Genomic DNA, 21,734 nt, shown 5'->3' with positions numbered 1-21,734 from the left:
ATTTATTTTTTTGGTGTCCATCGGTAAGGACTGATTGAAACATGTATTTCTTTCGACTATAAGGATATAATTGAGCTTGCTCCAACTATTTTGCGAGGTGAGAAATGTGAGAAGTGGAAATCCGAGTTTAAAAACCGAAGCGTTCCAGAATTTTAAAGAATCCGACACTGGACGCAAGATGACCATTCAAGGCACAGTGAACAAAACCTTCATTTTACTGCTGCTCTTGTTAGTGACTTTTGTGTATTCCTGGAATCAGTTTGTCACGAGTCCGAACAGCGTATTGCCGCTCATTCTCGTGGGTGCTATCGGCGGACTGGCCGTGGGGCTTGTCACTGTTTTTGTACCGAAAGTGTCTCCCTATACTGCACCTATCTATGCACTGCTGGAAGGATTGTTTCTCGGTGCTGTGTCGGCACAATACGAAGCTCAATACGGCGGCATCGTTTTTCAGGCAGTACTCATTACGATCGGCGTATTGCTGAGTTTATTGCTCGTTTATAAGTCTGGCCTGATCAAAGTCACCCAGAACTTCAGAATCGGTATTGCTGCTGCTACAGGTGCCATTTTTCTTGTCTACCTGATTTCTTTTGTCGGCGGATTTTTTGGCTTCAACATTCCGCATTTGCACGAATCGACGCCTCTTGGTATTGGCATCAGCGTAGTAATCGTGATTATCGCCGCGTTGAACTTGGTATTGGACTTTGACTTTATCGAAAATGCAGCTGCGAAACAAGTACCGAAATACTTTGAATGGTATGGTGCTTTTGGATTGCTTGTAACGTTGGTTTGGCTTTACCTTGAAATTCTTCGGCTGCTGTCCAAAATCCGCAGCAGGTAAAAGTAAAACGTCCTTCGTGACGCTTTTTGTTACGTTAGAAAAAGCCGCATCCCGAAACCATATATGGTTTCAGGATGCGGCTTTATGCTAGTCTCAAAAAATATATAACCAATGTCCAAATTTATTATTCCGCAGTATTTTGAGTCTTTTCTACTTTAGCAGCAGGAACTGCCTTCTGCATTTTGTATTGTTTATAGCCGCCGATAAATTCCTGGTACATTTCCAAATATGTTTTCACAGTAGCACCCATTGTTTGTTCTTCTTTTATCACTGCAGTCATCTAAATCATCCTCCTTGGTATAGTTCCTCATAAAAAGTAGTCCGTACATCGCGGTCAGAATTCTTTACTGCATGAAATATATTTTAGATATTTGATACAAATTTTTAAGAGCCTCTTTCGGAAGTACAAATCGCCGCGGTCACTCGCACAATTTGGATTTTTTACTTAAGCAGATGAAGGGCCTCAGAAAGACGCTGCGCAAAATTTTCTGGCGGTTCCTGTGAAGCTAACCGAATGCAGTATACTCCGCATTCCACAAACAAGTGCTGCGAATAACTGATAGGCAGCAAGAGTGGGTTCTGTATCAGCGCCTCTGTAAAAACCGGCAATTCCTCAGGCAAAAGAAAAACTTCAGCCTGATTAACTGTTTCATGTGCATCACCGGCAAATCTAAATGAAACATTCAGATCCAGCGACAAGCCAACAAGCATATCAGGGCTCCTCTGCACTTCGGCCGTCCGCTTCTTTTTTAACCGCAAAACATTTGTGTGCAATTCCACTTCTGCATCCAAATATTTTCCTATTGCCTCAGCCGCTATTGCCTGTGGATCTAGTGCAATCATGCTAACCACTCCTTCAAGTTTCATAAATGGAATTTTGAATGAAAAACTAATTAAATAATGGAAGGTGCCTTCTATTAACATCTTTTTAAAACTAATTTTTCAGTTAAATGATTTTAGACAGTTTTCACTTTAAATAGTTCTTTATAACTTAATATAATTACCTTAATACCTAAAATTACGAATAATTATTATTTAAATACTTTAAATAAACACTACAATCAGACTATAATATATCACAAAATATGTAAAGAGTTATATAATATTCTTTTAATTCAGATAACAATAAGTTTTTCTTATATACTTTAATGCGATATCTGGTTAGATCAAAAAAAACTCATTTGTAGCATGTCGAGAATCTTTAGGCTTCAACGGGCTCATACAGCAAATGAACATCTCCCTCCTATGACTCTATAGAAAAGGAACTATCATGCCGCTCGATGATCAAGTTATCTCTTCAACGGTTAATGCACTATAAGAAATTGTTTGTTAAATGTTTTTCTAAAATAAGGAAAAAGAAAAACTTTTTTTCTACTCCTGTACCTCCTCCCCCCACATTAATGAGTATTCAATATAAATACATGGTTTGCAGCTGGTTTAACCTTTCAGATCGAAGTTTCAAAAGTCAATCCAGTACCTTGCATTGAACAATAGCTTATGCTATATTATTTATTAACTACTACTGTTTATAAAACAATAGCGAAGAAAGGTGTTGTTCTTTTTGAATATCCAATTTAAAAAAGGTGCACTGAATTTATGTGTACTCGTTCTTCTGGATAAACAGGACCGCTATGGGTATGAACTGGTACAAAAAATTTCAAGCCGCATTGCAATTTCAGAAGGTGCCGTCTACCCTCTCCTCCGCCGTTTGACAAAGGATGGCTATTTCACCACCTATTTACAGGAATCAAACGAAGGTCCGCCGCGGAAGTACTACTCGCTTACTGAGCTCGGCAGAACTTATCTGCAGGAACAACTTGAAGAATGGAAAAGGTTTACGGATGGGGTTAACCAACTAATTGAAGAGGGTGTGCAAAATGACTGAAAAACAATTTCTGCAGGAACTGGAATCCGCATTGACACAAATGCCGCAAGAAGAACGCATCGATATCCTGCAAGACATCCAGGAGTATTTTGCAAATGGCCAGGCAGATGGTAAAACCGATAGTGAAATCGCTGCAGAACTTGGGGCTCCAGAAGCAATTGCTAAAGAACTGATGGAGTCATTCGACGGTAACCAAGCAGATTTTGCATCGGCTATCAACGACCTGGCCGAAGATAAGTTTGACAAGGTCGACATCCAAATTGAAAATGGCATCTTGTTCATCTCTCCGTCAAAAGATGGAAAAATGCATACTGATGCCATCAACAAAAGCTATCGCCAGCAGCTGTCTGTCGATATTTTGAATCGAACACTGGTCATTTCACTGAGAGAAGAAAGAAAATGGGGCATCTTCAGTTTTACCGGAAGCATGAAGTCACCAACACTCAATGTTCAGTTGCCGGCGAAAATCTATGAAAAAATTCAAATCGCATCGGATCATGGCAACGTCACTGGTGATGGCCTCCAGTGTACAGAGCTCCTCGTAGAAACAGATAACGGCCGCATCCATTTTTCGCAACTAACCGTAGATGATGCGGAATTCCAATCTGGAAACGGTGAAATCGAGTTGAAATCCATTCTGGCGAAAGAATTGAGAGCGGAGACCGACAATGGCCAACTGAAATTTCAGGATGTCCGGGCCCGAAATTTGGATGCTAAATCCGATAACGGCGCCATCGTCATGAAACAAGTGGAAAGCAACGTTCATGCAAAAACCGATAACGGCCGCATCCACCTGTTGACTAACGATCTTGAGCGGAACATCAAGCTGGAGACGGACAACGGTTCCATTATGCTCCAAACATGGACCCAGCCGCAAAATACAACCATCCGCGCAGAAGTGGACTGGGGAACCGTTTCGGTATTCGGTTTAAAAAACAGACACAGTGTTTTTGGAAATGGCGACCATTCTGTGGATTTACAATCTGATTATGGAGAAATTACAGTTCAACTTGCCAGTAAATAAAAGCGGTCCGAAAGCTATTCACAAAAGCTTTCGGACTGTTTTCTGCAACTTTTGAAGATGCAATAGTATATATAATTGCGGCTTATTTTTGGTGTTCCTCTTCAAATTCACATTTATTACCTAACATCTTTATAACAAGAACTTTTCTCCTTGAAACTTTGCAACGATATGTACGTATAGAATACTATCTTGTGAAAATGGTGGTGCTATACAGATGAATGACTTTAATGCAGCTCCTCGGCATTCCCTCTCCCCCAATGCCATCAACTACTGGCGCAGAGAGGAACTTATTTCCAATCTGATTGCGTTCGTTGTCTTAGCTGTCCTGTTTTACTTGGATTGGCGATTTGACTGGTACAACTGGATTGGTTGGATACTCATCGGCCTGGCGATTATCTTCTTGATTGGCCTTGTTTGGTCCGTGCTCAGCCCGCCACTTACTTTTAAAAGCTGGCGCTATGATTTAGACGAAGAGTTTTTGCATCTTCAGTTTGGAATTTGGAACCGGACAGAGCAGTTGGTTCCGATGACAAAGATCCAGGCAGTTTCTTTAACCCAAGGCCCGTTGATGCGCAAATACAAACTGGCTTCCCTGTCAGTGGAAACCATGGGTTCGAGCCATGCAATTCCGGCACTGCCAAAAGAAACAGCAGCCGAACTTCGGGAGCGCATTGCCCATTTCGCCAAGATCAAGGAAGTGGAGCAATGATTGCCGCCCAACGCCATCACCCAATCCAAATCCTTTTTAAAATCGGCAGACTGATTCGGAATTCGGTTTTCATTTTTTTGGTTTTATTCGTTTTTCAAGGTGACAACAGTTCCCTATATGTTGTTTACGGCCGTTATGCATTTTTCCTGTTTTTTCTATGGTTTCTTGTATCATCGGTTTTAACTTGGCTGACCACTACATACGCACTGGACGATCAGCGGTTTTATCTGCGGAGAGGCATTTTCAGCAAAACCGACCAATCGATTCCATTTTCAAAAGTACAAAACATCAACCGGCACACATCATTTGCGCACCGTTTGCTCGGTTTAACATCCATTCGCTTTGAAACCGGAATTGCCGGTGAAGATGCGTCGGTAAAATTCGAAGTGGTGACCCAAAATGAAGCCGCTCGGCTGGAAACGGCTGTGCAGGAGCAGAAAGAGTCTTTGGTTTCAGAAGTACGCACAAATGTTGACAGAGCCGATGCAGCACCCGAAACTGAAAGAGTCATACGTAAATCGCAAGAAGAGCGAGTTATCCATTTCCAACCAACACGACGGGATTTATTAAAGGCTTCCATGACATCGTTCAGCTTTTTGCTGTTGGTTCCATTGCTTGCTTCGCTTTATTATAATGTTTCCGAGTTTTTCGGACTTGAAGAACGGCTAGACGGAATTGGCGCAATTTTGGTTAGTTCGCCTTGGTTTATCATCCTGGCAGTTGGGCTGATGGTCCTTGCCTCTTTTGTTTTTGGCATTATCCATTCCTTTATCAAATATGGGAAATACAAAATTTCTTCCGACAGCCAGCGTGTCTATATCCAAAAAGGCGTGTTATCGGAAGCGGCTTTTTCAATTGCTAAAGAGCGGGTACAAGCCATTGAAATTACCCAAACGTTTACAAAGCGGATTCTCGGCCTCGCTGAAGTGAAACTGATCAGCGCCGGCAGCCTGTCGATGGGGCCGGAAGATATGAGCATCAGCTCGCTTTACCCTTTTTTGCCGAAGAAAAGAGCATATACGCTCGTTTCTGAATTGCTGCCAGGCTACCGCATCCAGGAAGACATGAAGCGCTTGCCGCGACGCGCGCTTTGGATTCGCCTGCTCGTGCCAAGCTGGCTGTGGATCATCGCTACGGCAGTGCTGATTTATTTCCAGCCTGAATTTTTGGGAATTGAGAACACCTGGTGGATCGCATCAAGTATCCTGCTGGCTTTCGTTTTCATATCCCGTGTGCTGGATTTTCTGCACACACGCTATTGCTTGAATGATGAGTTGATCCAGCTGAAAAACGGCGGCTTTACTTCTACCTTATTCGTCACAAAACGCGAGAAAATTGTTGAAGTTGAAATCACGCAAAATCGGATTCAACGGAAGTTTGGCCTCTCTTCTTTTCAAACGGTTACGCGTGCCCGGCCTATTCATACTTCCTATCTGAAGGATGTGCCGGATTCAATGGCCAGTACTTTTAGCCACTGGTATCGCGGCCGCATGAAAGAAGTTGAAATGGATACCGCCAATTAAAAAACTCTTTGCCTGTGTTTTGGCAAAGAGTTTTTTTCACTTTCGATAGTTCATCTGCTTGGAAACGATGCGCATAAATTCATCAAATGAAGAAGAATAACGGTTCCAATGGTGGTACCATTTGCGGATCGTATCAAGCAGCCAAAACGGCACCGGTTTGCCATCTATAATTTGATAGTACTCCTCGTAAGCCTTTTTCAGATGCTCCCAGCGGAAATCATTGCCGGGCTTGATGTATTCAGAGACATCGAGCAATTTCGCACGGCCATTCTGCAAGATGATATTCTTTAAATGAATATCCCGCGGATTCAAACCGATATGCCGAATATAGTCGCGTGCCTCTTCCACATCCTCTATTGCCTGCTCGGGTACATCAATTCCTTGAAGCAGGCAATCAAACAAAGTCGGCCCTGCTTCGAATTTTAAAACGAGCATGCGGTCATCTTTTCCGTAGCATTCTGAAAAATAAGGTGACGACCCTATCTGTGCGTATACTTCCGCCTCAGCTTCCAGTTTGTCTTGCTTGCCTTCTGCATAGACTTTAAATGCATATTCCGGAGCCGAATCGGACTGGAATACAGCTGCATCTGTCCCAACCCCGATACAGCGAAATCCTTCCGCAACGCCCAGTATTGCGACTGGTTCGTTGTTGGGACTCGCTGTCACCGTTATGCCCGCAAGAGACTGTGCTGCTGATTGCCAGTTGTGGTGATTCATGCCAATCTCTCCTTTGAAGTTTCAACTACCTAAATTTCACGTATAGAAAAACCGCTCTTTTTTCGAATCAAGGCGGTTTATTTTCGCATTATTGTTCGCCTTCTATTTATTCTTTATGATAGCACAGATGCAGCCTGTTCTAAATTTTGCGCTCCTGAGATTACTTTAAATGCCTGAAAGCTTTATAGCCACGCCTTCTTGCTTCTACGCGCCCGGCCGCAATTCCTGGCGATTCACCCACTCGCGTACCATCTCGAGATACGCTTCTGGTTCTTCAATCCCCGGCATGTGGGAACTATTTTCAAGCACATGGAATTCTGCACCTGGAACCAACCCTGCATAATATTCTGTCGCTTCAGGAGTGGCTTCGTCAAAGCGGCCGCATGCAAACAGTGCCGGGATTTCAATCTCATGCAAGTATCCAGTCGCATCAAAATTCTTTAATGTACCGGTGACGGTAAATTCAGAAGCTCCCCACATGAAGTTATAAATTTGCTGGTTCATTTCATCCAAGTCCTCCTGCATCTCTTTTGGCCACGGATCGACCCGGCACATATGTTTTTTATAGAAGTCCATCATCGCTTGTTTATACTCAGCAGAGTCGGTCGTCCCTTCCCGTTCGCTCTGTTCAATCGTATCCTGGATCTCTTGCGGAAACTGCTTTAAATAATTCCGCTGGTCCCGCTCCCACCTTTGTGCATCTAACGCTGGTCCAGAGAAAATAATGCTGCAGACGCCTTTTGGCTTTTTAGATAGATAAGAAGCTGCCAGCATCGTCCCCCAGGAATGGCCGAGAATATGAACTTTTTCCAGTTTCAACGCTTTAATGACTTGCTCCAACTCTTCTACATAGCGCTCCACTGTCCAAAGCTTCGTATCCGTTGGCCGATCTGATTTGCCGCATCCGAGCTGGTCATAGTGGATAATTGGACGTTCCGTTCCCAACTGCCGAAGTGGATCATTGTCGCTGCTTTTGGACCCTGGCCCTCCATGCAAAATCAGCAGTGGGATGCCCGGACCGTCACCGCTGATCCGGTACCATGCGTTTCCTCCTGTTACGGGGATAAAACCTTCTGTGACATTCTTCATCCATACTTACCTCCTCTTTTGCTAGCTATTCTACTACTATTTCCCTTCAAGATGAATAAACTCCTTTATTACACAACAACATGAAGACTGGTAAGTTTGCATACAGCTCGATTGCTGTGACTCTTCTATACAACTGCCATATGGATGGATAACTTGTACATGTCCGGTATTCTAAGCGCTGTTCCATATTGTTGGAACTATTTCACTTTTTAAACGTACATACTGTTATTACAGTAGAGGAGGAATTAATGATGTCAAAATACTCCATCCATCAATTTGTTCAACAAACTAAGCAAGATGAAAGCGCCCGTGAGTTTTTCGAGCTCGAAACAGACCGGCTATTGGAAGTAAACTTGAACGGCCTTGTCTGGGCAAAAGCTGGGTCAATGATTTCTTATGAAGGGAACATAAAATTTGAACGCGAAGGCATGCTTGAGCACGGACTGGGAAAATTCGTCAAGAAGGCTTTTAGCGGCGAAGGTGCACAACTTATGAAAGCTAACGGCAACGGAAGACTCTATATAGCCGATAGCGGCAAAAAGATCACCATACTGGATTTAGAAGGTGAAAGCATCTTCATTAACGGCAATGACTTGCTCGCTTTTCAGGATGGTCTCGATTGGGACATCAAACTCATGCGCCGTGTCGCCGGAATGATGGCAGGCGGACTTTTTAATGTTCGTTTGGAAGGAAAAGGACTTGTCGCTTTCACTTCACATTATGAGCCGCTTACCTTGCTCGTTACGCCTGACCGTCCCGTATTCACAGATCCGAATGCAACGGTTGCATGGTCCGGCAGCTTGGAGCCTGATTTTGTGACGGATATTCAGTTGAAAAGTTTGTTTGGCAGAGGCAGCGGAGAATCGGTGCAGATGAAGTTTACCGGAAATGGCTTTGTCGTCGTACAGCCGTTTGAGGAAGTCTATCACGCGCAGCAGGGCTGATTTCATTTTACAAGAAGCGGAGTTGAGCTCAGAATTCCACTCCCGATGCTGTCCTATATCTGCTTCAAGTTCGGCTTTGTATATTAATTGAGAATCCCCAGCAAACCTGCTAGAACTAGGGTGCTGGGGGTTCTTATATATAGGTTTTTAAATAAAACAAGCTGGTATATGTTTATTCGTTAAATAAGTATTTTGCGAACATATACAAATCTACGATAGAGAGATTACCCTCTATAATAAGTTGTATCCTCTGCAGTAAATTAAGATTGCTCTATCTCCTGTAATAAGCCTAATGAAGACAATGGTAATATTCAATTTTAGAATTTGATTTCATCAATTAGAGTATACTTCCTATAAGGGGTGATAAATATGGATGAAAAAGACTGGCGAATTATTACAACAATCTATGAAGAAAAAAATATAACTAAAGCGGCCTATAAACTTTTCACCTCTCAGCCGGCTATTACTTACCGTTTAAATCAATTGGAAGAAGAAGTTGGTGTTCGGCTCATATGGCGCGACAAAAAGGGTATCAAATTCACTCCTCAAGGAGAATACATTGTAAAGTACGCAAAAGAAATGCTTGTAAAGCTCCAACAGACAAAAGATCATTTGCTTAATACAACTGAAGAGTCTGCTGGAATGATTCGCTTGGGGGTTTCCAGTAATTATGCTCGTTTCATCCTGCCCGATGTGCTAAAGGAGTTTTCCGAGAAATACAGCAATATCCAATTCAAGCTGTTTACCGGCTGGAGCTATGAAGTGCTGAAGGAGATAGAACAGGACAATATCGTCCTTGGAATTGTGCGCGGCGATATTTACTGGCAGAGCAGTAAGGTTCTGTTGAACCGGGAAAATTTGTGCATCATTTCCAAAGACCCCATTGATTTGCCGAGCCTGCCCAAAGAGCCACGCATCGTTTTCAATACCGATCCCAAACTTCAGCAGATAATGGACAGCTGGTGGTACAGCAATTATTCACAGCCTCCTGCCATCAATATGGAGATTGATAATATCGAAACATGTACGAAGCTTGTCTCCAGAGGGCTGGGGTATGCCATTGTACCGGAACTGGCCGTGACGGATATGGCTGATCTCCACAAAGTGACCCTGCTGGATCAAAATGGGAATCCTCTCGACCGACCAACCTGGCTAATCTACAAAGAAACGGACGTCCTTTATCCGGCAGTCCAGAACTTCATCGACTTTTTAACCCGCTCTTCCGCTCCTTGTGAAACGGATTCGGGATTAGCTGATGGTTCATCTATGTAAAATGTTCCTTCAAGAACACAAAACCCCTGGCTATAAATTAGCCAGGGGTTTATCGCGTTGCCTCTTCTTTACACATTTACCTTTCCTTGCTTTGAACGGGATGCTGCTGTGGCTCCTGCAATTTTCCCGAATACGGCACCGGACATCAACCCGGATCCGCCAGGGTAGTTATCATAGAAAATACCGCCGATCATCTCACCTGCTGCAAACAGCCCGTCTATCGATTGGCCACTTTTATCCAATACTTCGCCATTGGGATTCACGTGCAGTCCACCAAACGAGAAGGTGACGCCGCAAGCGACCGGATACGCATAGAATGGGCCTTGTTCGATTTTTAATGCCCAATTCGATTTCGGAGGGGTGATGTCTTTTGTCCCTTTTCCATCTTTTTCGTTCGGACTGTATTCGCCTTCTTGAACAGCCTGATTATATTCTTGAATTGTTTCTAAAAATTGTTTCTTATCAACCGGCAATTGGGCAATCAGTTCTTCAAGCGTATCCGCTTTGTATTCCGATGCCTCTTCCAAATCATACTCTTTCCGAAGCAATGGCTTGACATGAGCGTCGAATATTTGGATTGCCATTTGTCCAGGCTGTTTCAATATTTCGCGGCCATATTTGGCATACGTATAGTTTCTTAGATCCGCACCTTCGTCAACAAAACGCTTGCCGTCTTTATTCAGCATGATTCCCAACGGATATGAGTGTTTTTTGAAGATATCTCCCGGTTTTGTAAAGTCGCCAACTCGAGGTGCATTGAAATCCGTGCCGATCGAGTGGCATCCTGACCACTGGCCAAAAGTGGCTGCACCGGCTTCCACTGCCATGGAAAGCCCATCTCCCGTATTGAATTCCGTTCCTCTGACAATGGCCGCTTCCCATTCTTCCCCTAGATATTCCATCCGCATTTTCTTATTCGCTTCAAAGCCGCCGCAAGCGAGGATTACACAGTTTGTGTTTACAGTAAACTCTTTTCCTTTTTGAGTGATGACGATTCCGGTAATTTGGTCCGCTTCTTTTTTCAATCCAACTGCCGCAGATTCGTACCAAACGTCGATGCCCAGTTTGCTGACGCGTTCGTTTAATTGCTTGATCAGCCCCACACCTTTGTCTGCCGTTTTTATCGGCAGACCTCCCCAGAAATGTCGCTTTCCATTCTTCTCGAACGACTGGTTGTCATAAATCAGTTCAAACGTGATGTCATTGTCCTTCATCCAGGTTATCGTCTCATACGATTTCGATACGAGTTGCCGCGCCAGGCTTGGCTCACTTCGGTTGCCGGTCACACGCATGAGATCATTATAATAATCTTCCTCACTGTAATTCGGCATCTCAATCTTTTCTGCTTCCTCTTCCGTAATGGTGACAATTTCCTTGATGGAATCCATCCCGTTATACGCAAACCGGATTGCACCATCCGTGAAAAAAGAGTTGCCCCCTCTTTTTTCTTGCGGCCCTTTTTCCAGCACCAGCACATTCACCCCTGATTCATGGGCGGAAATCGCCGCACAAAGTGCTGCATTCCCTGCTCCTATCACAACTACATCATATTCACTCGTTTTCTCTGTCATCTTTGTTCCTCCTTATATTCCCTCTTGCTTTCATCATAAAGCTAAGTTGTCAGAAAATAAAATCAAAAAAATCTATAATTTATCATAAAGCAATTTTATCTAAAATTCATTTTTAAATAGCTTCTTCTTATCATTAATCTATATCTCATAAGCTTCTGAAATAGAAGCTCTTTCCTACCAATCGGAGTGGTTCTAAAGCTATAATGAGGACATAGCCACAATTACAAATATAATCGAAGGTGGTATGAATCCATGCATACTTTTCGGAAATATAAAAATTCACATTTACAAGTTCCGGTTAAGGCACTCTTACATTTCAATGGACAGACTGGTAACGAAGAGATGGCCTTGCTGATTGCAAAGCTGAAACAAATATTTGTGGAAGCGAAGCAGCAACAGCGTCAGGTGGTTTTCTTGTGTATCGGATCGGATCGTTACATCGGGGATTCGCTCGGCCCGTTAATCGGCAGCATGATGCTGGAGAACGGAATCACCCATCGGGTATTCGGTACCTTGGAAGAACCGATTCATGCATTTAACTTAAAAATCGCTTTAAGAGAAATTTACAGGAAAAATGAAAATCCTGTGCTGATTAGCATTGACGCAAGCCTCGGAACAAAGGAGCAAGTAGGCGATGTGCTATTCAACGAGGGGCCCTTGGTTCCCGGAAAAGCCCTTGAAAAAATGCTTCCGGAAGTGGGCGACTACCACTTCCAGGGCATCATCAATTACCTCGATCCTTTTCCCAGTTCCCAGTTTTTGAACGACACTCGCCTCCATACGGTCATGAAACTGGCTAAGCTGATTGCGCAGATTATTTTAGACAGCGACAAAGCAGAATAAAAGCAAAAAGGATTCCACCGTGAATGGCGGAATCCTTTTTTGGGTTTATATGGCTCCTGTGATAAATGCTACTGCAATGATGACCATACAGCAGATAAAGGCCCATTTAACGGCAAACTTCTGCAGTTCGCCAATGTCTTTCTGCACCATGCTGGCAACTAGAAGCGTGGATGCAACAAGCGGGCTCAGGAAGTGTATGGGCTGACCCAAAACAGATGCACGCGCTATTTCCAACGGACTGACGCCATAAGCAGCTCCCGCTTCTGCCAGAATCGGCAAAACGCCGAAGTAATAGGCATCGTTTGAAAGCGCGAATGTAAACGGCATACTGGTAATCGCTACCACCAATGGATAGAACGAGCCTACTGATTCCGGAATGATAGAAATCAACGAATTGGAGATTGCATCAACCATTTGAGTTCCAGAAAAGATCCCCGAGAATATTCCGGCTGCAAAAACAAGCACCACCACGGTAATGGCATTTCCGGCATGGGACAGAATTCGTTCTTTTTGAAGATTTAAATTAGGATAGTTAATCGTTGCTGCGAGGACAAAGCCGATTAAGAAACTGATTGGTGCTGGCAATAACCCCATCACCAAAATCGTCATAATTGTTACCGCCAAAATCAAGTTAACCCAGATCAGTTTCGGCCGTTTCAAGTCGTTTTCTAAGGCGTGAGTAGCAGCTACTTGAAGCATGCTTTCTGAGGACGCCGGAATCTTTTCCACGGTAATAATGCCAAGCCGCGTCCGTTCTTTTTTGCCCAACAAATACGCCACTGCCAAAATACTGAGCATCCCCGCCAGCATCGTCGGTAGTATCGGAATAAAGAATTCGTTGGCATCCAGACCAAGCGATGCAATGGCCCGTGTTGCCGGTCCGCCCCATGGTGTCATGCCGCTGACGATACTTACGGACAAAATAGAGATTGTAGCCAAAACCAATGGATTCATGCCTAAGCGCAGATAAAGCGCCAGCATGGCTGAAATGGTGATCATATGAGTGGTCGTTCCGTCGCCATCCAATGACGCAATCATCGCAATGACAGCTGTACCCAAAGCAATTTTTACCGGGTCCCCTTTGACGATTTTCATAACTTTATTAATCAATGGATCAAACAAGCCGGCATCAATCAAAATGCCAAAGAACAAAATCGCGAATAACAATAATGCCGCGGACGGAGCAACCTGCTTCAACCCTTCCATCATCATATCCCCTAGCCCTGACCAAAATCCTCCAATCAAAGCAAAGAATATTGGAACCACTACTAACGCCGCTACGGGCGACATCTTTTTCGCCATAATCAGATACGTAAAAACAACTACCATTGACACCCCTAAAAATGTAAGAATAAGAATTCCCCCTTTGAATGTATTCGCTTACATTTACGAAAAATCTGTTTTGATTTCCGGTTACTTAGCGACTTGAATTAGTTATAAGAATATTTCATCTAATCTAATAAGTAAAATAGATAAATCTTATTAGAAATGAACAAATATACTTATAATCTATTGGCTGACCTTCTAATCGCCATTATTTAAAAGGAGGGATGACCATTAAGAAAGTCTATGAATGTTCGCACTGTCGATAACTTCAAAAATTCCTGGTTGTACATTAGCCACGTGTCCCGGGTTACTGGTTCCCCGTTCTCGTAAAACAACGGGTATTTGTACAGCTGGTCTGAAGGACGAAGACAAATTTCCGGCAATATGGCAATTCCTAGATCATTTTTCACCATTTCTTTGCAGGTTTCCTGTCTGTCGGTTTCCATTGTAATCATTGGCGGTTCAATATACTGGTTATGCCACCATTTATTGATGATGTCTTTTAACGAACTATCCGTCTTGTAATTAATAAAAGGCAGTTCCGGCACTTTCTCTAAGTCCACTTCTTTTTTTGATATTAAAAACAATTGCTCCGTCTGTAACAACGTTTTCGATCCCGTCCAATTGTAATCGCCGCGCAGGATCCCCAGCTGAACACCTGATGAATTGAGCAGTCCCATTACATCTGAACTCCATCCCGTGTTTACACTAAATTGGATGTTTGGATAAGTGGTCAAAAATTCCTTTAGCAATGGAGGCAATTTGTATTGCGCGAAATTGCTTGAAACTCCTAAGCGAATTGTTCCCCGAATTTCTTGTTGCATGTTTTGAATATAATCTTTTGTGTTTTGAAGTTTTGTAGTCATTTCTTCAGCGTATTGGGCTAAATAGATTCCTTCCGACGTCAGTTCAATTCCCTTTTTCGTTTTGAAAAAAAGTTTTGTTCCCACTTCTTTCTCCAGATTTTTTAAGCGGTACGTTAAGGCGGGCTGAGAAATGTATAGGCGTTCTGAAGCCCGACTGATATTTTTTTCTTCATATAGGATTTGCATAGCTTCCCAATCTTTTTCATCCATTTCGATCACTCCATCTATGTTATAAATTTTTTTAATAAGATAGTGAATAAAATATCTATTTCACTTATGATTCAAATTATCATACTATGTTTTTAGAAGCAATAGAATATTCAGAAAGGTGGTTTATCTGATGAGAGTACCGATTGCCGTCATGCGCGGCGGAACCAGTAAAGGAATATTCATCAATTACGAGGAAATGCCGGAGGATCGTGTGCTCTGGGACAGTTTCTTATTGGATATCATGGGAAGTCCCGACCAGCGACAAATTGATGGTCTTGGTGGAGGAAACTCCTTGACAAGTAAAGCTGCGATCATAAAGAAATCGGAGATGAAAGAAATCGATATAGAATATACCTTTGCACAAGTGAGTATTGAAAATCAGTTGGTTGATTTTAAAGGGAATTGTGGGAACATCTCTTCCGCGGTCGGCCCATATGCCATAGAGCAAGGACTGGTTGCAGCATTGGAGCCAGTGACTGTGGTCAGAATCTTTAATACCAACACACAGAAAGTAATCATCGCTGAAGTCGAAGTGGAAAATGGGCGAGTGAAAACAGAAGGACAATGCTCGATTCCTGGTGTTCCAGGGACCGGTTCTCCTATCTATTTATCCTTTACTGATGCGCAAGGTGCCGTCACTGGAAAACTGTTCCCGACTGAAAATCCAATTGACCGGATTGAAACAAGAAACGGCCTGCTTGAAGTTTCCATTATTGATGTCGCCAACCCTTTGGTTTTTGTGAAAGCAGAAGATGTAGGATTGACTGGTTCGGAATTGCCTCATGAGTTTACTGTGAAAAAACTTAGAGAATTAGAAGAAATCCGTTCAGCGGCAGCTGAAATGTGCTTGTTTTCAACCAAAGAAGAAGCTACTGTGAAATCGCCTGCCGTGCCTAAACTCACGATTATTGCCCCTCCTGAAACTTATCTGGATGTTAACGGTATTGAACGGAAAGCAGATGAAATGGATTGTCGAATTCGAATGATGTCCATGCAAAAACCCCATCAGGCATTGGCAATCACAGGCGCTATTTGCACAACAGCAGGCGCATTTTTAACAGATACCATTTTAAATGATGTTGTCCAAGTCGAAAATACCGTGTTGCGCTTAGGCCACCCATCAGGCATCATTGAAACTAAAGTAGACTTAGTTGCTGGCCATATAAGCAATATAAAAGTCGTTCGCACCGCTAGACTAATTTTAGAAGGGTATGTTTATACGAAAAATAAATATGATTTTAGTGAAGCTTTGGCCTGACAAAACACCTATTAAAAATTTTTAATCATTCGTATATTTGTTTGAGAAATTAAACCTAAATAGCGATCACTTTTTAAAAAGTGACCGCTATTTAGGTTTAATTTTATTCAAGGGTTTTTATCTTTCATACTCCAGTTACCGAACTCAAGCACTATTATAGTCTTTAATATGTAAACTCATAAAACCTTGAATAAAAGCTTAAGAAATTAGCGCCTATTGGCCCTTTGCGCTTGTAAGTGTTAGTACAATCCCGTGCCACTTAATTGCACCAGGGTTTTAATGATGTATCTTTTTCCAAGCTCCTCGTCATCAAACTTCTTTTCGTCAAATGTCTGTCCTCTCTCCCTGAAAAAAGTGTGCCATTTGCCGTCTTTCTTGTAATAATGAAACCCTTCAATCAGCGGATCCCTCATCAAGTCACTTTGCGGAAGTCCATGGTTCAAAGCATAGTCATATACATCCTCCATGCTTACTGTAAAGACTTCCGCGTATTCACGAATTCTCATATCTTTCACACCCAGTGTTTCACAAGCAAATTGCAAGGGGTTCCCAAAGAGCAAGATTTGCATTTGAGTTTCTTTATCAACGAAGGCTTTGCTTTTCTTTTTTGGTGCTTCCTCGATCCAATGGCTTTCAGGTAAGGCACTTTTCATGAACAAGACTCGTAGATGTTCAATCGCTTCATTCCGAGTAGAAAACACCGTAAAAGGAAAGGGCATTTCTCCTTCTTCTTTCCACACCGCCCATTGACCGTCAGAAAGTTCTGTCGCAAACCAACAGTCATCCCCTTCAGTAAAGAACATGGCATAGGTATTTCCTTGAGCTTCTTTCCATGTTTTATAGCCTAATAATGACGCGAACTCTGTTGATGACAGCCCGTGATCTCTAAAAAAAAATTTCCTGAAAAGTTTTCCAATCATTCTAAAAGCCCTCATTTCATTTTTGCACTTTTTGTATTAATTACGAAGGACAATGTCCAAGCACAAACAAATGCTATAGGAAATTGAGACAATTAATATGCGCGACTTGAACTACCCTAATCTCTTTAAGTCTATAGGAGTTGATTCCGTTATGGTACTGTGTACTTATCAGCGAAAGTTCCTATTTTGAACAACCAATTTCGTTTTATGTGAACGAAATGCTTTAGTAATTACACCAACAGAGCTTTAAAGGAGGATAATGATGAACATATTTTCGAAATTCAGTGAAGCGAACGTTAAAAAAATGACGAATAAGAAGTTGTATGAACGGCTGATACGATTGAACAATGAAAAGAGTCCAGATCTGAAAGCAATAACGCTAATTCAAGCCGAAATTGCTCAGCGAGATCCAGCAGAGTATGAAATGGGGAAAATCGAAGCAGAAGTGGAAAAGTCCCACCGCCATGCCGTTATGGAGTCTACTGACATCCTTTACCTGGAGATCAAGTATAATGAGGACTATCTCGCCAAGCCGAAATCCGAAACGATTCCATACGAACGCAAGCTCCGATCCGCCCAGCTTGAAATGATTCAGAAAGAATTAAGCCGTCGGACAATTTAGGATACTGGCTGAAAAAGCACTTGGGCTTAAGAGATAAGTATTCCATTTAAAACTTAAGAGCGCGCTTAATTCAACGTTTTAAAAGTGCTTGTAAAAGTACATTTTCCAGATGAAAAGTAAGAGAAAAGCTCTCTTCCTGCTTTTTCCTTTCCGATAACTACTGATATGTAAGCTATTTAGAAATCTCATCAATTCCGATGAAGCTTCGATTCTGGAAGTTGCCGTGTGAATTTACAGAAAAGCAGAGAACAACAAATGCTTATAATTAAATTATTATTTAAATTCTTAAATATTAAGTATGTCCCAGAAAGTTGTTGATGATGAACTTATTTTTATTCAGCTTCATATAGAGCATTTACAGTACTATATATTGATTTTTAAGTTTAGTTTAATGATCGGGCTAATCATGTTCTTTCACCTAAATTGTCTTTGACACTTTTTAGAAAAGTCTACTCAGTAAAGGGATGGGTTGTTCCGTTATGATTTAAACTGGAGTATTCGTATGATAAAATGAAGGAATGGAGTTGATGATATTTCTTTCAAAATTAAGTGATTTTTAGAAAGCAGGAGAATAATGGGGTATTTTATTTTAAAGAGGATAGTCGAATCACTCTTTGTTTTGGTTATTGGCAGCATGATTTGCTTTGCCTTCATACGCATACTTCCAGGTGACCCGGCAGCAGCTATGTACGGAAATCAACTGCAGAAGTTAAGTGAAGCCGATCGGCTCCGCATTATAGAAAATTTAGGACTTGATGAATCATTGCCAATACAGTATGCAAAATGGATAGGACAAGTTTTTCAAGGCGAGTGGGGGCATTCCACCATCTCCGGTATGGAAGTCGCAACTGTAGTTGCTGGAACATTGCAGCCAACATTTCTTTTATTGCTGTCTTCTCAATTCCTCATCCTCATCCTCGCTGTAGTATTTGGTGTCACTACTGGTTTGCAGCACCGTTCAATTTATGACCATGCAGTAACTGCTATCAGTTTCATCCTTCTTTCCATCCCCCCTTTCTGGTTCGCTTTGATGCTCATGGTTTTTTTCTCGGTCTACCTTGGAATTTTGCCTACATCCGGAATGGGAAACGGACAACTCCGCTATATTCTGCTTCCTTCGCTCGTCCTCGCTTTATCGCATGTTGGTTATTATGTCCGGCTTTTGCGCAATCATATTATAATCACCAAAGATGCTGGGTTTATCTTCGCTTTGAAAGCACGTGGGTTTTCGGAATGGACTATATTGAAAAATCATCTATTGCCAAATGCTGCAATTCCTATTCTTTCATATGCAGGTATGTCTCTAGCTGTTTCACTGGCAAGCTCGGTTGTAGTGGAAACCATCTTTTCGTGGCCTGGCATCGGGCGCCTAGCATTAAAATCGGCACTCTCGAATGACTACCCCGTCCTACTAGCTATTATTATGCTAAGTATGGTTTTTGTGATCATGGTTAATTTATTAGTTGATCTTCTTTGCGCTTGGATTGACCCGCGAATACGTAACCAAGTGATTGAGGAGGAAAAATGATGAGCAAACAAAGCCGTTATTTCTCTGTTTTTACTGTTGTTTCATTTGGAGTGCTTATCATGGCCGTAATTTTTGCTCCATTGCTTACTGTACATGATCCACTCACAGTTCAAATGAACAGCGTACTGCAACCTCCAGGTTCTATTCATTTGCTCGGGACAGATGAACTTGGCAGAGATGTATTATCTCGACTCTTATATGGCGGACGTGTTTCCCTAGCCATAGGTTTAGTAGCTATGCTAGTTTCTGTCGTCGTGGGAGTCGTTTATGGCGCAATCAGTGGATTAATAGGAGGGCGAATTGACCGCCTGTTGATGCGCATAATCGACGCACTTTTGAGTATTCCTTCTTTATTATTAATGATTGGGTTGCAAATGGTGTTTTCTTCCGATTCGGTAGCCGTTATTTTAGTGATTAGCTTAACTAGTTGGATGCCTATTGCACGCTTGATTCGCACCGAACTCATCTATATAAAAAAAGATGTGTTCATTCAGGCTTCAAAAATAGTTGGAGCATCCCCTTTTCAATTACTGTACCGCCACATGTTGCCTCAGTGTACACCAACCATTATTGTGCTGGCCGTCAGCGGAATCAGTCATGCAATTCTTGCAGAAGCCACACTTAGTTTTTTAGGCATTGGTATTCCTCCTCAAGAACCTTCATGGGGCAATATGCTAATGGGTGCCCAAAGCCACTTACTTTCAGGAGCTTGGTGGCTAGCCCTATTTCCTGCCGGATGCATCATGTACACTATCTTGACGGTTAACTTTCTGGGTGACAGACTACAGGATCGCTTAGCGGCACCACAGTTTAGAAAGGGGAATGAAAATGACTGGATTTCTTCTTGAAGTCGACCAATTAACGATTATTAAACAACAGCAAGTAATCGTTTCAGATATCTCCTTTTCTGTTCGAAGAGACACTATTGCAGCAATCATCGGTCAGAGTGGCTCAGGAAAAAGTTTGACTGTTCGGGCTCTTGTTGATTTACTACCAAACGGTATTTCTATTCTGTCCGGTTCTGTCAAATTCTCTGGAGAATCCGTACTCTCAATGAATAAAAAAAGGAAAAAATATTATCTAGGAAAAGAAATCGGTATTGTCTTTCAAGATACCTGGGAGACGTTTGATCCGATTCAAACCATTGGCCGGCATTTTTTAGAGTTATTCGCTGCCCATTCTCCTATATCAAAAAAAAATGCAAAGGAACAGGCTCTCCATCTGCTTCATCAAATGAAGTTGAACGATGTCGAAAAAGTTTTTCGTTCCTATCCCCACGAGCTCTCAGGGGGTATGAGACAGCGGGTTCAATTAGCGCTAGCCATTGCACTAAATCCCTCTCTATTGATCGTTGATGAGCCGACGACTGCACTCGATTTGCAAACACAAGCTGAAATGATCCAACTAATCAAAGACTGGAGACAAAAATCAGGAAGTTCGGTTTTATTTATCTCTCACGATCTTGGAGTTGTATCAGAAATTGCAGATGAAGTGATAGTTATGAGTAATGGAAAAATAGCAGAGTGGGCTTCGGCCAACAAGCTATTAACTGCCCCCCGCTCCCATCAAGCGAAGCAATTGCTATTAGATTATTCTCTGCTTGCTCGACCCACTAAAGTAATAAAGCACTCAAATAAGGAACTTCTTATAAAAGTTGAGCATGTGACCAAATATTACACAAAGAAGAATTGGTTTAAACAAGAAAAACTTACAGCGGTGACAGATGTATCGCTACATATAGGGAAGGGAGAAATAGTTGGTTTGATTGGTGAAAGCGGAGGAGGCAAAAGCACATTATCTCGGCTGATGCTGCAATTGGAAACATGTACGAGCGGGAACATCCAATGGTTAGGGGAACAGCCTTTCCTTGGAGGCATTCAATGGGTTCACCAAGATCCTCTTGCTTCATTCAATCAGCGGTGGACCGTTGAAAAAATCGTCGGCGAGGGTTTGGATTATCAAAAAGGAGAAAAAGGAGTGAAAAAAGAGAAAGTTGATGCTGTATTACAACAAGTCGGTTTGTCTTCTTCAGATGGCAAATTATACCCTCACGAATTGTCAGGTGGTATGCGACAACGTGCTGCATTAGCCCGTGCACTATTAGTAGACCCAGAATTAATAGTGCTGGATGAACCGTTTGCCAACTTAGACATGAGCTCCCAAGCAAAACTCATTTTACTGATTCAATCAATTAATAAGAAAGAAAATTTAGCTGTTTTTTTCATTACACACGATATTCAAGTTGCTCTTGCCATTTGTCAAAGAATTTATGTAATGGAAAAAGGAGTTATTTTAGAAGAAGTGGATGCAAGTTCAATATTATTAACAACTACTCCATACACGAAACGTCTCTTATCCTACATGCCAGGACTTAGAGCTTGAAAAAACAAAATAAAACACCGCCAACGTCGGGTGTAGTAAGCGATTGCGGTGAATTATAAATAAAACAAGTAAAAACACCTTTCGTTGATTCACAGGTATGAAAATAGCCGTGAATCAATACGAAGGTGTTTTTTTAGTTTTAAAAATTTAGACTGCATACGGTCGTTCCAAAATTGGACTGCTATTTTCCGATCGAGTGTCATA

Annotated in this window: 21 protein-coding genes; 13 read left to right on the top strand and 8 right to left on the bottom strand. The window is 42.1% G+C overall.

The genetic code is table 11. The annotated features are described in order from the left end of the window. The first annotated feature begins 106 nt into the window (after positions 1-106). Complete coding sequence (locus GJB59_RS18935; protein WP_142826264.1) at positions 107-841, top strand: Bax inhibitor-1/YccA family protein; 735 nt, start codon at positions 107-109, stop codon at positions 839-841. Positions 842-965: 124 nt separating this feature from the next. Here the strand turns inward: GJB59_RS18935 and GJB59_RS18930 are convergent, their stop codons facing one another. Together GJB59_RS18930 and GJB59_RS18925 are read right to left on the bottom strand one after the other, a co-directional pair. Beyond that, entirely contained in the window at positions 966-1,121 is a 156-nt protein-coding gene (locus GJB59_RS18930) for a hypothetical protein (protein WP_185959979.1), read from the bottom strand. A gap of 161 nt (positions 1,122-1,282) precedes the next feature. After that, positions 1,283-1,684 (bottom strand): hypothetical protein, encoded by a 402-nt coding sequence (locus GJB59_RS18925; RefSeq protein ID WP_142826265.1) that lies wholly within the window; start codon positions 1,682-1,684, stop codon positions 1,283-1,285. A gap of 718 nt (positions 1,685-2,402) precedes the next feature. Between GJB59_RS18925 and GJB59_RS18920 the strand changes: the two genes are divergently transcribed. From GJB59_RS18920 to GJB59_RS18905, 4 genes are all read left to right on the top strand, one after another. After that, the gene (locus tag GJB59_RS18920) at positions 2,403-2,726 is read left to right on the top strand and encodes a PadR family transcriptional regulator (RefSeq protein WP_142826266.1); all 324 of its coding nucleotides are present in this window, start codon (positions 2,403-2,405) and stop codon (positions 2,724-2,726) included. Next, positions 2,719-3,750, top strand: a complete 1,032-nt coding sequence (locus tag GJB59_RS18915) for a DUF4097 family beta strand repeat-containing protein (RefSeq protein ID WP_142826267.1) — start codon at positions 2,719-2,721, stop codon at positions 3,748-3,750. The genes GJB59_RS18920 and GJB59_RS18915 overlap by 8 nt, the downstream gene beginning before the upstream one ends. 214 nt (positions 3,751-3,964) lie before the next feature. Then, on the top strand, positions 3,965-4,459 hold the full coding sequence (locus tag GJB59_RS18910; RefSeq protein WP_142826268.1) for a PH domain-containing protein: 495 nt from the start codon (positions 3,965-3,967) through the stop codon (positions 4,457-4,459). Then, positions 4,456-5,982: a PH domain-containing protein gene (locus GJB59_RS18905; RefSeq protein WP_142826269.1), complete on the top strand. Its 1,527-nt coding sequence runs from the start codon at positions 4,456-4,458 to the stop codon at positions 5,980-5,982. Before GJB59_RS18910 ends, GJB59_RS18905 begins: the two co-directional genes overlap by 4 nt. Before the next feature lie 36 nt (positions 5,983-6,018). On the opposite strand, the gene GJB59_RS18900 is transcribed toward GJB59_RS18905, so the two are convergent. Next, on the bottom strand, positions 6,019-6,699 hold the full coding sequence (locus tag GJB59_RS18900) for a protein kinase family protein (RefSeq protein WP_142826270.1): 681 nt from the start codon (positions 6,697-6,699) through the stop codon (positions 6,019-6,021). Between the two features lie 204 nt (positions 6,700-6,903). Beyond that, on the bottom strand, positions 6,904-7,788 hold the full coding sequence (locus tag GJB59_RS18895; RefSeq protein WP_142826271.1) for a proline iminopeptidase-family hydrolase: 885 nt from the start codon (positions 7,786-7,788) through the stop codon (positions 6,904-6,906). Between the two features lie 251 nt (positions 7,789-8,039). Between GJB59_RS18895 and GJB59_RS18890 the strand changes: the two genes are divergently transcribed. Both GJB59_RS18890 and GJB59_RS18885 read left to right on the top strand, forming a co-directional pair. Next, positions 8,040-8,732 (top strand): AIM24 family protein, encoded by a 693-nt coding sequence (locus tag GJB59_RS18890; protein ID WP_142826272.1) that lies wholly within the window; start codon positions 8,040-8,042, stop codon positions 8,730-8,732. A 369-nt stretch (positions 8,733-9,101) separates the two neighbouring features. Further along, on the top strand, positions 9,102-10,004 hold the full coding sequence (locus GJB59_RS18885) for a LysR family transcriptional regulator (RefSeq protein WP_142826273.1): 903 nt from the start codon (positions 9,102-9,104) through the stop codon (positions 10,002-10,004). A 68-nt stretch (positions 10,005-10,072) separates the two neighbouring features. Here GJB59_RS18885 and tcuA read toward each other — a convergent pair whose 3' ends face one another. Further along, on the bottom strand, positions 10,073-11,575 hold the full coding sequence (tcuA, locus tag GJB59_RS18880; RefSeq protein ID WP_142826274.1) for an FAD-dependent tricarballylate dehydrogenase TcuA: 1,503 nt from the start codon (positions 11,573-11,575) through the stop codon (positions 10,073-10,075). A gap of 252 nt (positions 11,576-11,827) precedes the next feature. On the opposite strand from tcuA, the gene yyaC reads away from it, so the two are divergent. Continuing rightward, positions 11,828-12,418 carry a spore protease YyaC gene (gene yyaC / locus GJB59_RS18875; protein ID WP_236015737.1) on the top strand — a complete coding sequence of 197 codons (591 nt, stop codon included), beginning with the start codon at positions 11,828-11,830 and terminating at the stop codon, positions 12,416-12,418. A 45-nt stretch (positions 12,419-12,463) separates the two neighbouring features. On the opposite strand, the gene GJB59_RS18870 is transcribed toward yyaC, so the two are convergent. Both GJB59_RS18870 and GJB59_RS18865 read right to left on the bottom strand, forming a co-directional pair. Further along, on the bottom strand, positions 12,464-13,771 hold the full coding sequence (locus tag GJB59_RS18870) for a CitMHS family transporter (protein ID WP_142826275.1): 1,308 nt from the start codon (positions 13,769-13,771) through the stop codon (positions 12,464-12,466). A gap of 185 nt (positions 13,772-13,956) precedes the next feature. Then, a complete protein-coding gene (locus GJB59_RS18865) occupies positions 13,957-14,820 on the bottom strand; it encodes a LysR family transcriptional regulator (protein ID WP_142826276.1) in 864 nt (287 codons plus the stop codon). Positions 14,821-14,947: 127 nt separating this feature from the next. On the opposite strand from GJB59_RS18865, the gene GJB59_RS18860 reads away from it, so the two are divergent. Then, positions 14,948-16,078 carry a 2-methylaconitate cis-trans isomerase PrpF family protein gene (locus GJB59_RS18860; protein ID WP_142826662.1) on the top strand — a complete coding sequence of 377 codons (1,131 nt, stop codon included), beginning with the start codon at positions 14,948-14,950 and terminating at the stop codon, positions 16,076-16,078. A gap of 239 nt (positions 16,079-16,317) precedes the next feature. On the opposite strand, the gene GJB59_RS18855 is transcribed toward GJB59_RS18860, so the two are convergent. After that, a complete protein-coding gene (locus tag GJB59_RS18855) occupies positions 16,318-16,998 on the bottom strand; it encodes a hypothetical protein (RefSeq protein WP_142826277.1) in 681 nt (226 codons plus the stop codon). Between the two features lie 262 nt (positions 16,999-17,260). Here GJB59_RS18855 and GJB59_RS18850 point away from each other — a divergent pair, with 262 nt between their 5' ends. From GJB59_RS18850 to GJB59_RS18835, 4 genes are all read left to right on the top strand, one after another. Continuing rightward, complete coding sequence (locus tag GJB59_RS18850; RefSeq protein ID WP_142826278.1) at positions 17,261-17,620, top strand: hypothetical protein; 360 nt, start codon at positions 17,261-17,263, stop codon at positions 17,618-17,620. A 574-nt stretch (positions 17,621-18,194) separates the two neighbouring features. Continuing rightward, positions 18,195-19,148 (top strand): ABC transporter permease, encoded by a 954-nt coding sequence (locus tag GJB59_RS18845; RefSeq protein ID WP_142826279.1) that lies wholly within the window; start codon positions 18,195-18,197, stop codon positions 19,146-19,148. Then, on the top strand, positions 19,148-19,996 hold the full coding sequence (locus GJB59_RS18840) for an ABC transporter permease (RefSeq protein WP_142826280.1): 849 nt from the start codon (positions 19,148-19,150) through the stop codon (positions 19,994-19,996). Before GJB59_RS18845 ends, GJB59_RS18840 begins: the two co-directional genes overlap by 1 nt. Then, positions 19,977-21,530 (top strand): ABC transporter ATP-binding protein, encoded by a 1,554-nt coding sequence (locus GJB59_RS18835; protein ID WP_185959980.1) that lies wholly within the window; start codon positions 19,977-19,979, stop codon positions 21,528-21,530. The genes GJB59_RS18840 and GJB59_RS18835 overlap by 20 nt, the downstream gene beginning before the upstream one ends. Positions 21,531-21,734: the final 204 nt, after the last annotated feature.

It is taken from the genome of Planococcus soli (genome assembly GCF_016881065.1).
GTDB classification, from domain to species: domain Bacteria; phylum Bacillota; class Bacilli; order Bacillales_A; family Planococcaceae; genus Planococcus; species Planococcus soli.
The sequence above is the reverse complement of the archived record's forward strand: the minus strand, read 5'-3'. Positions and strand labels throughout refer to the sequence as shown.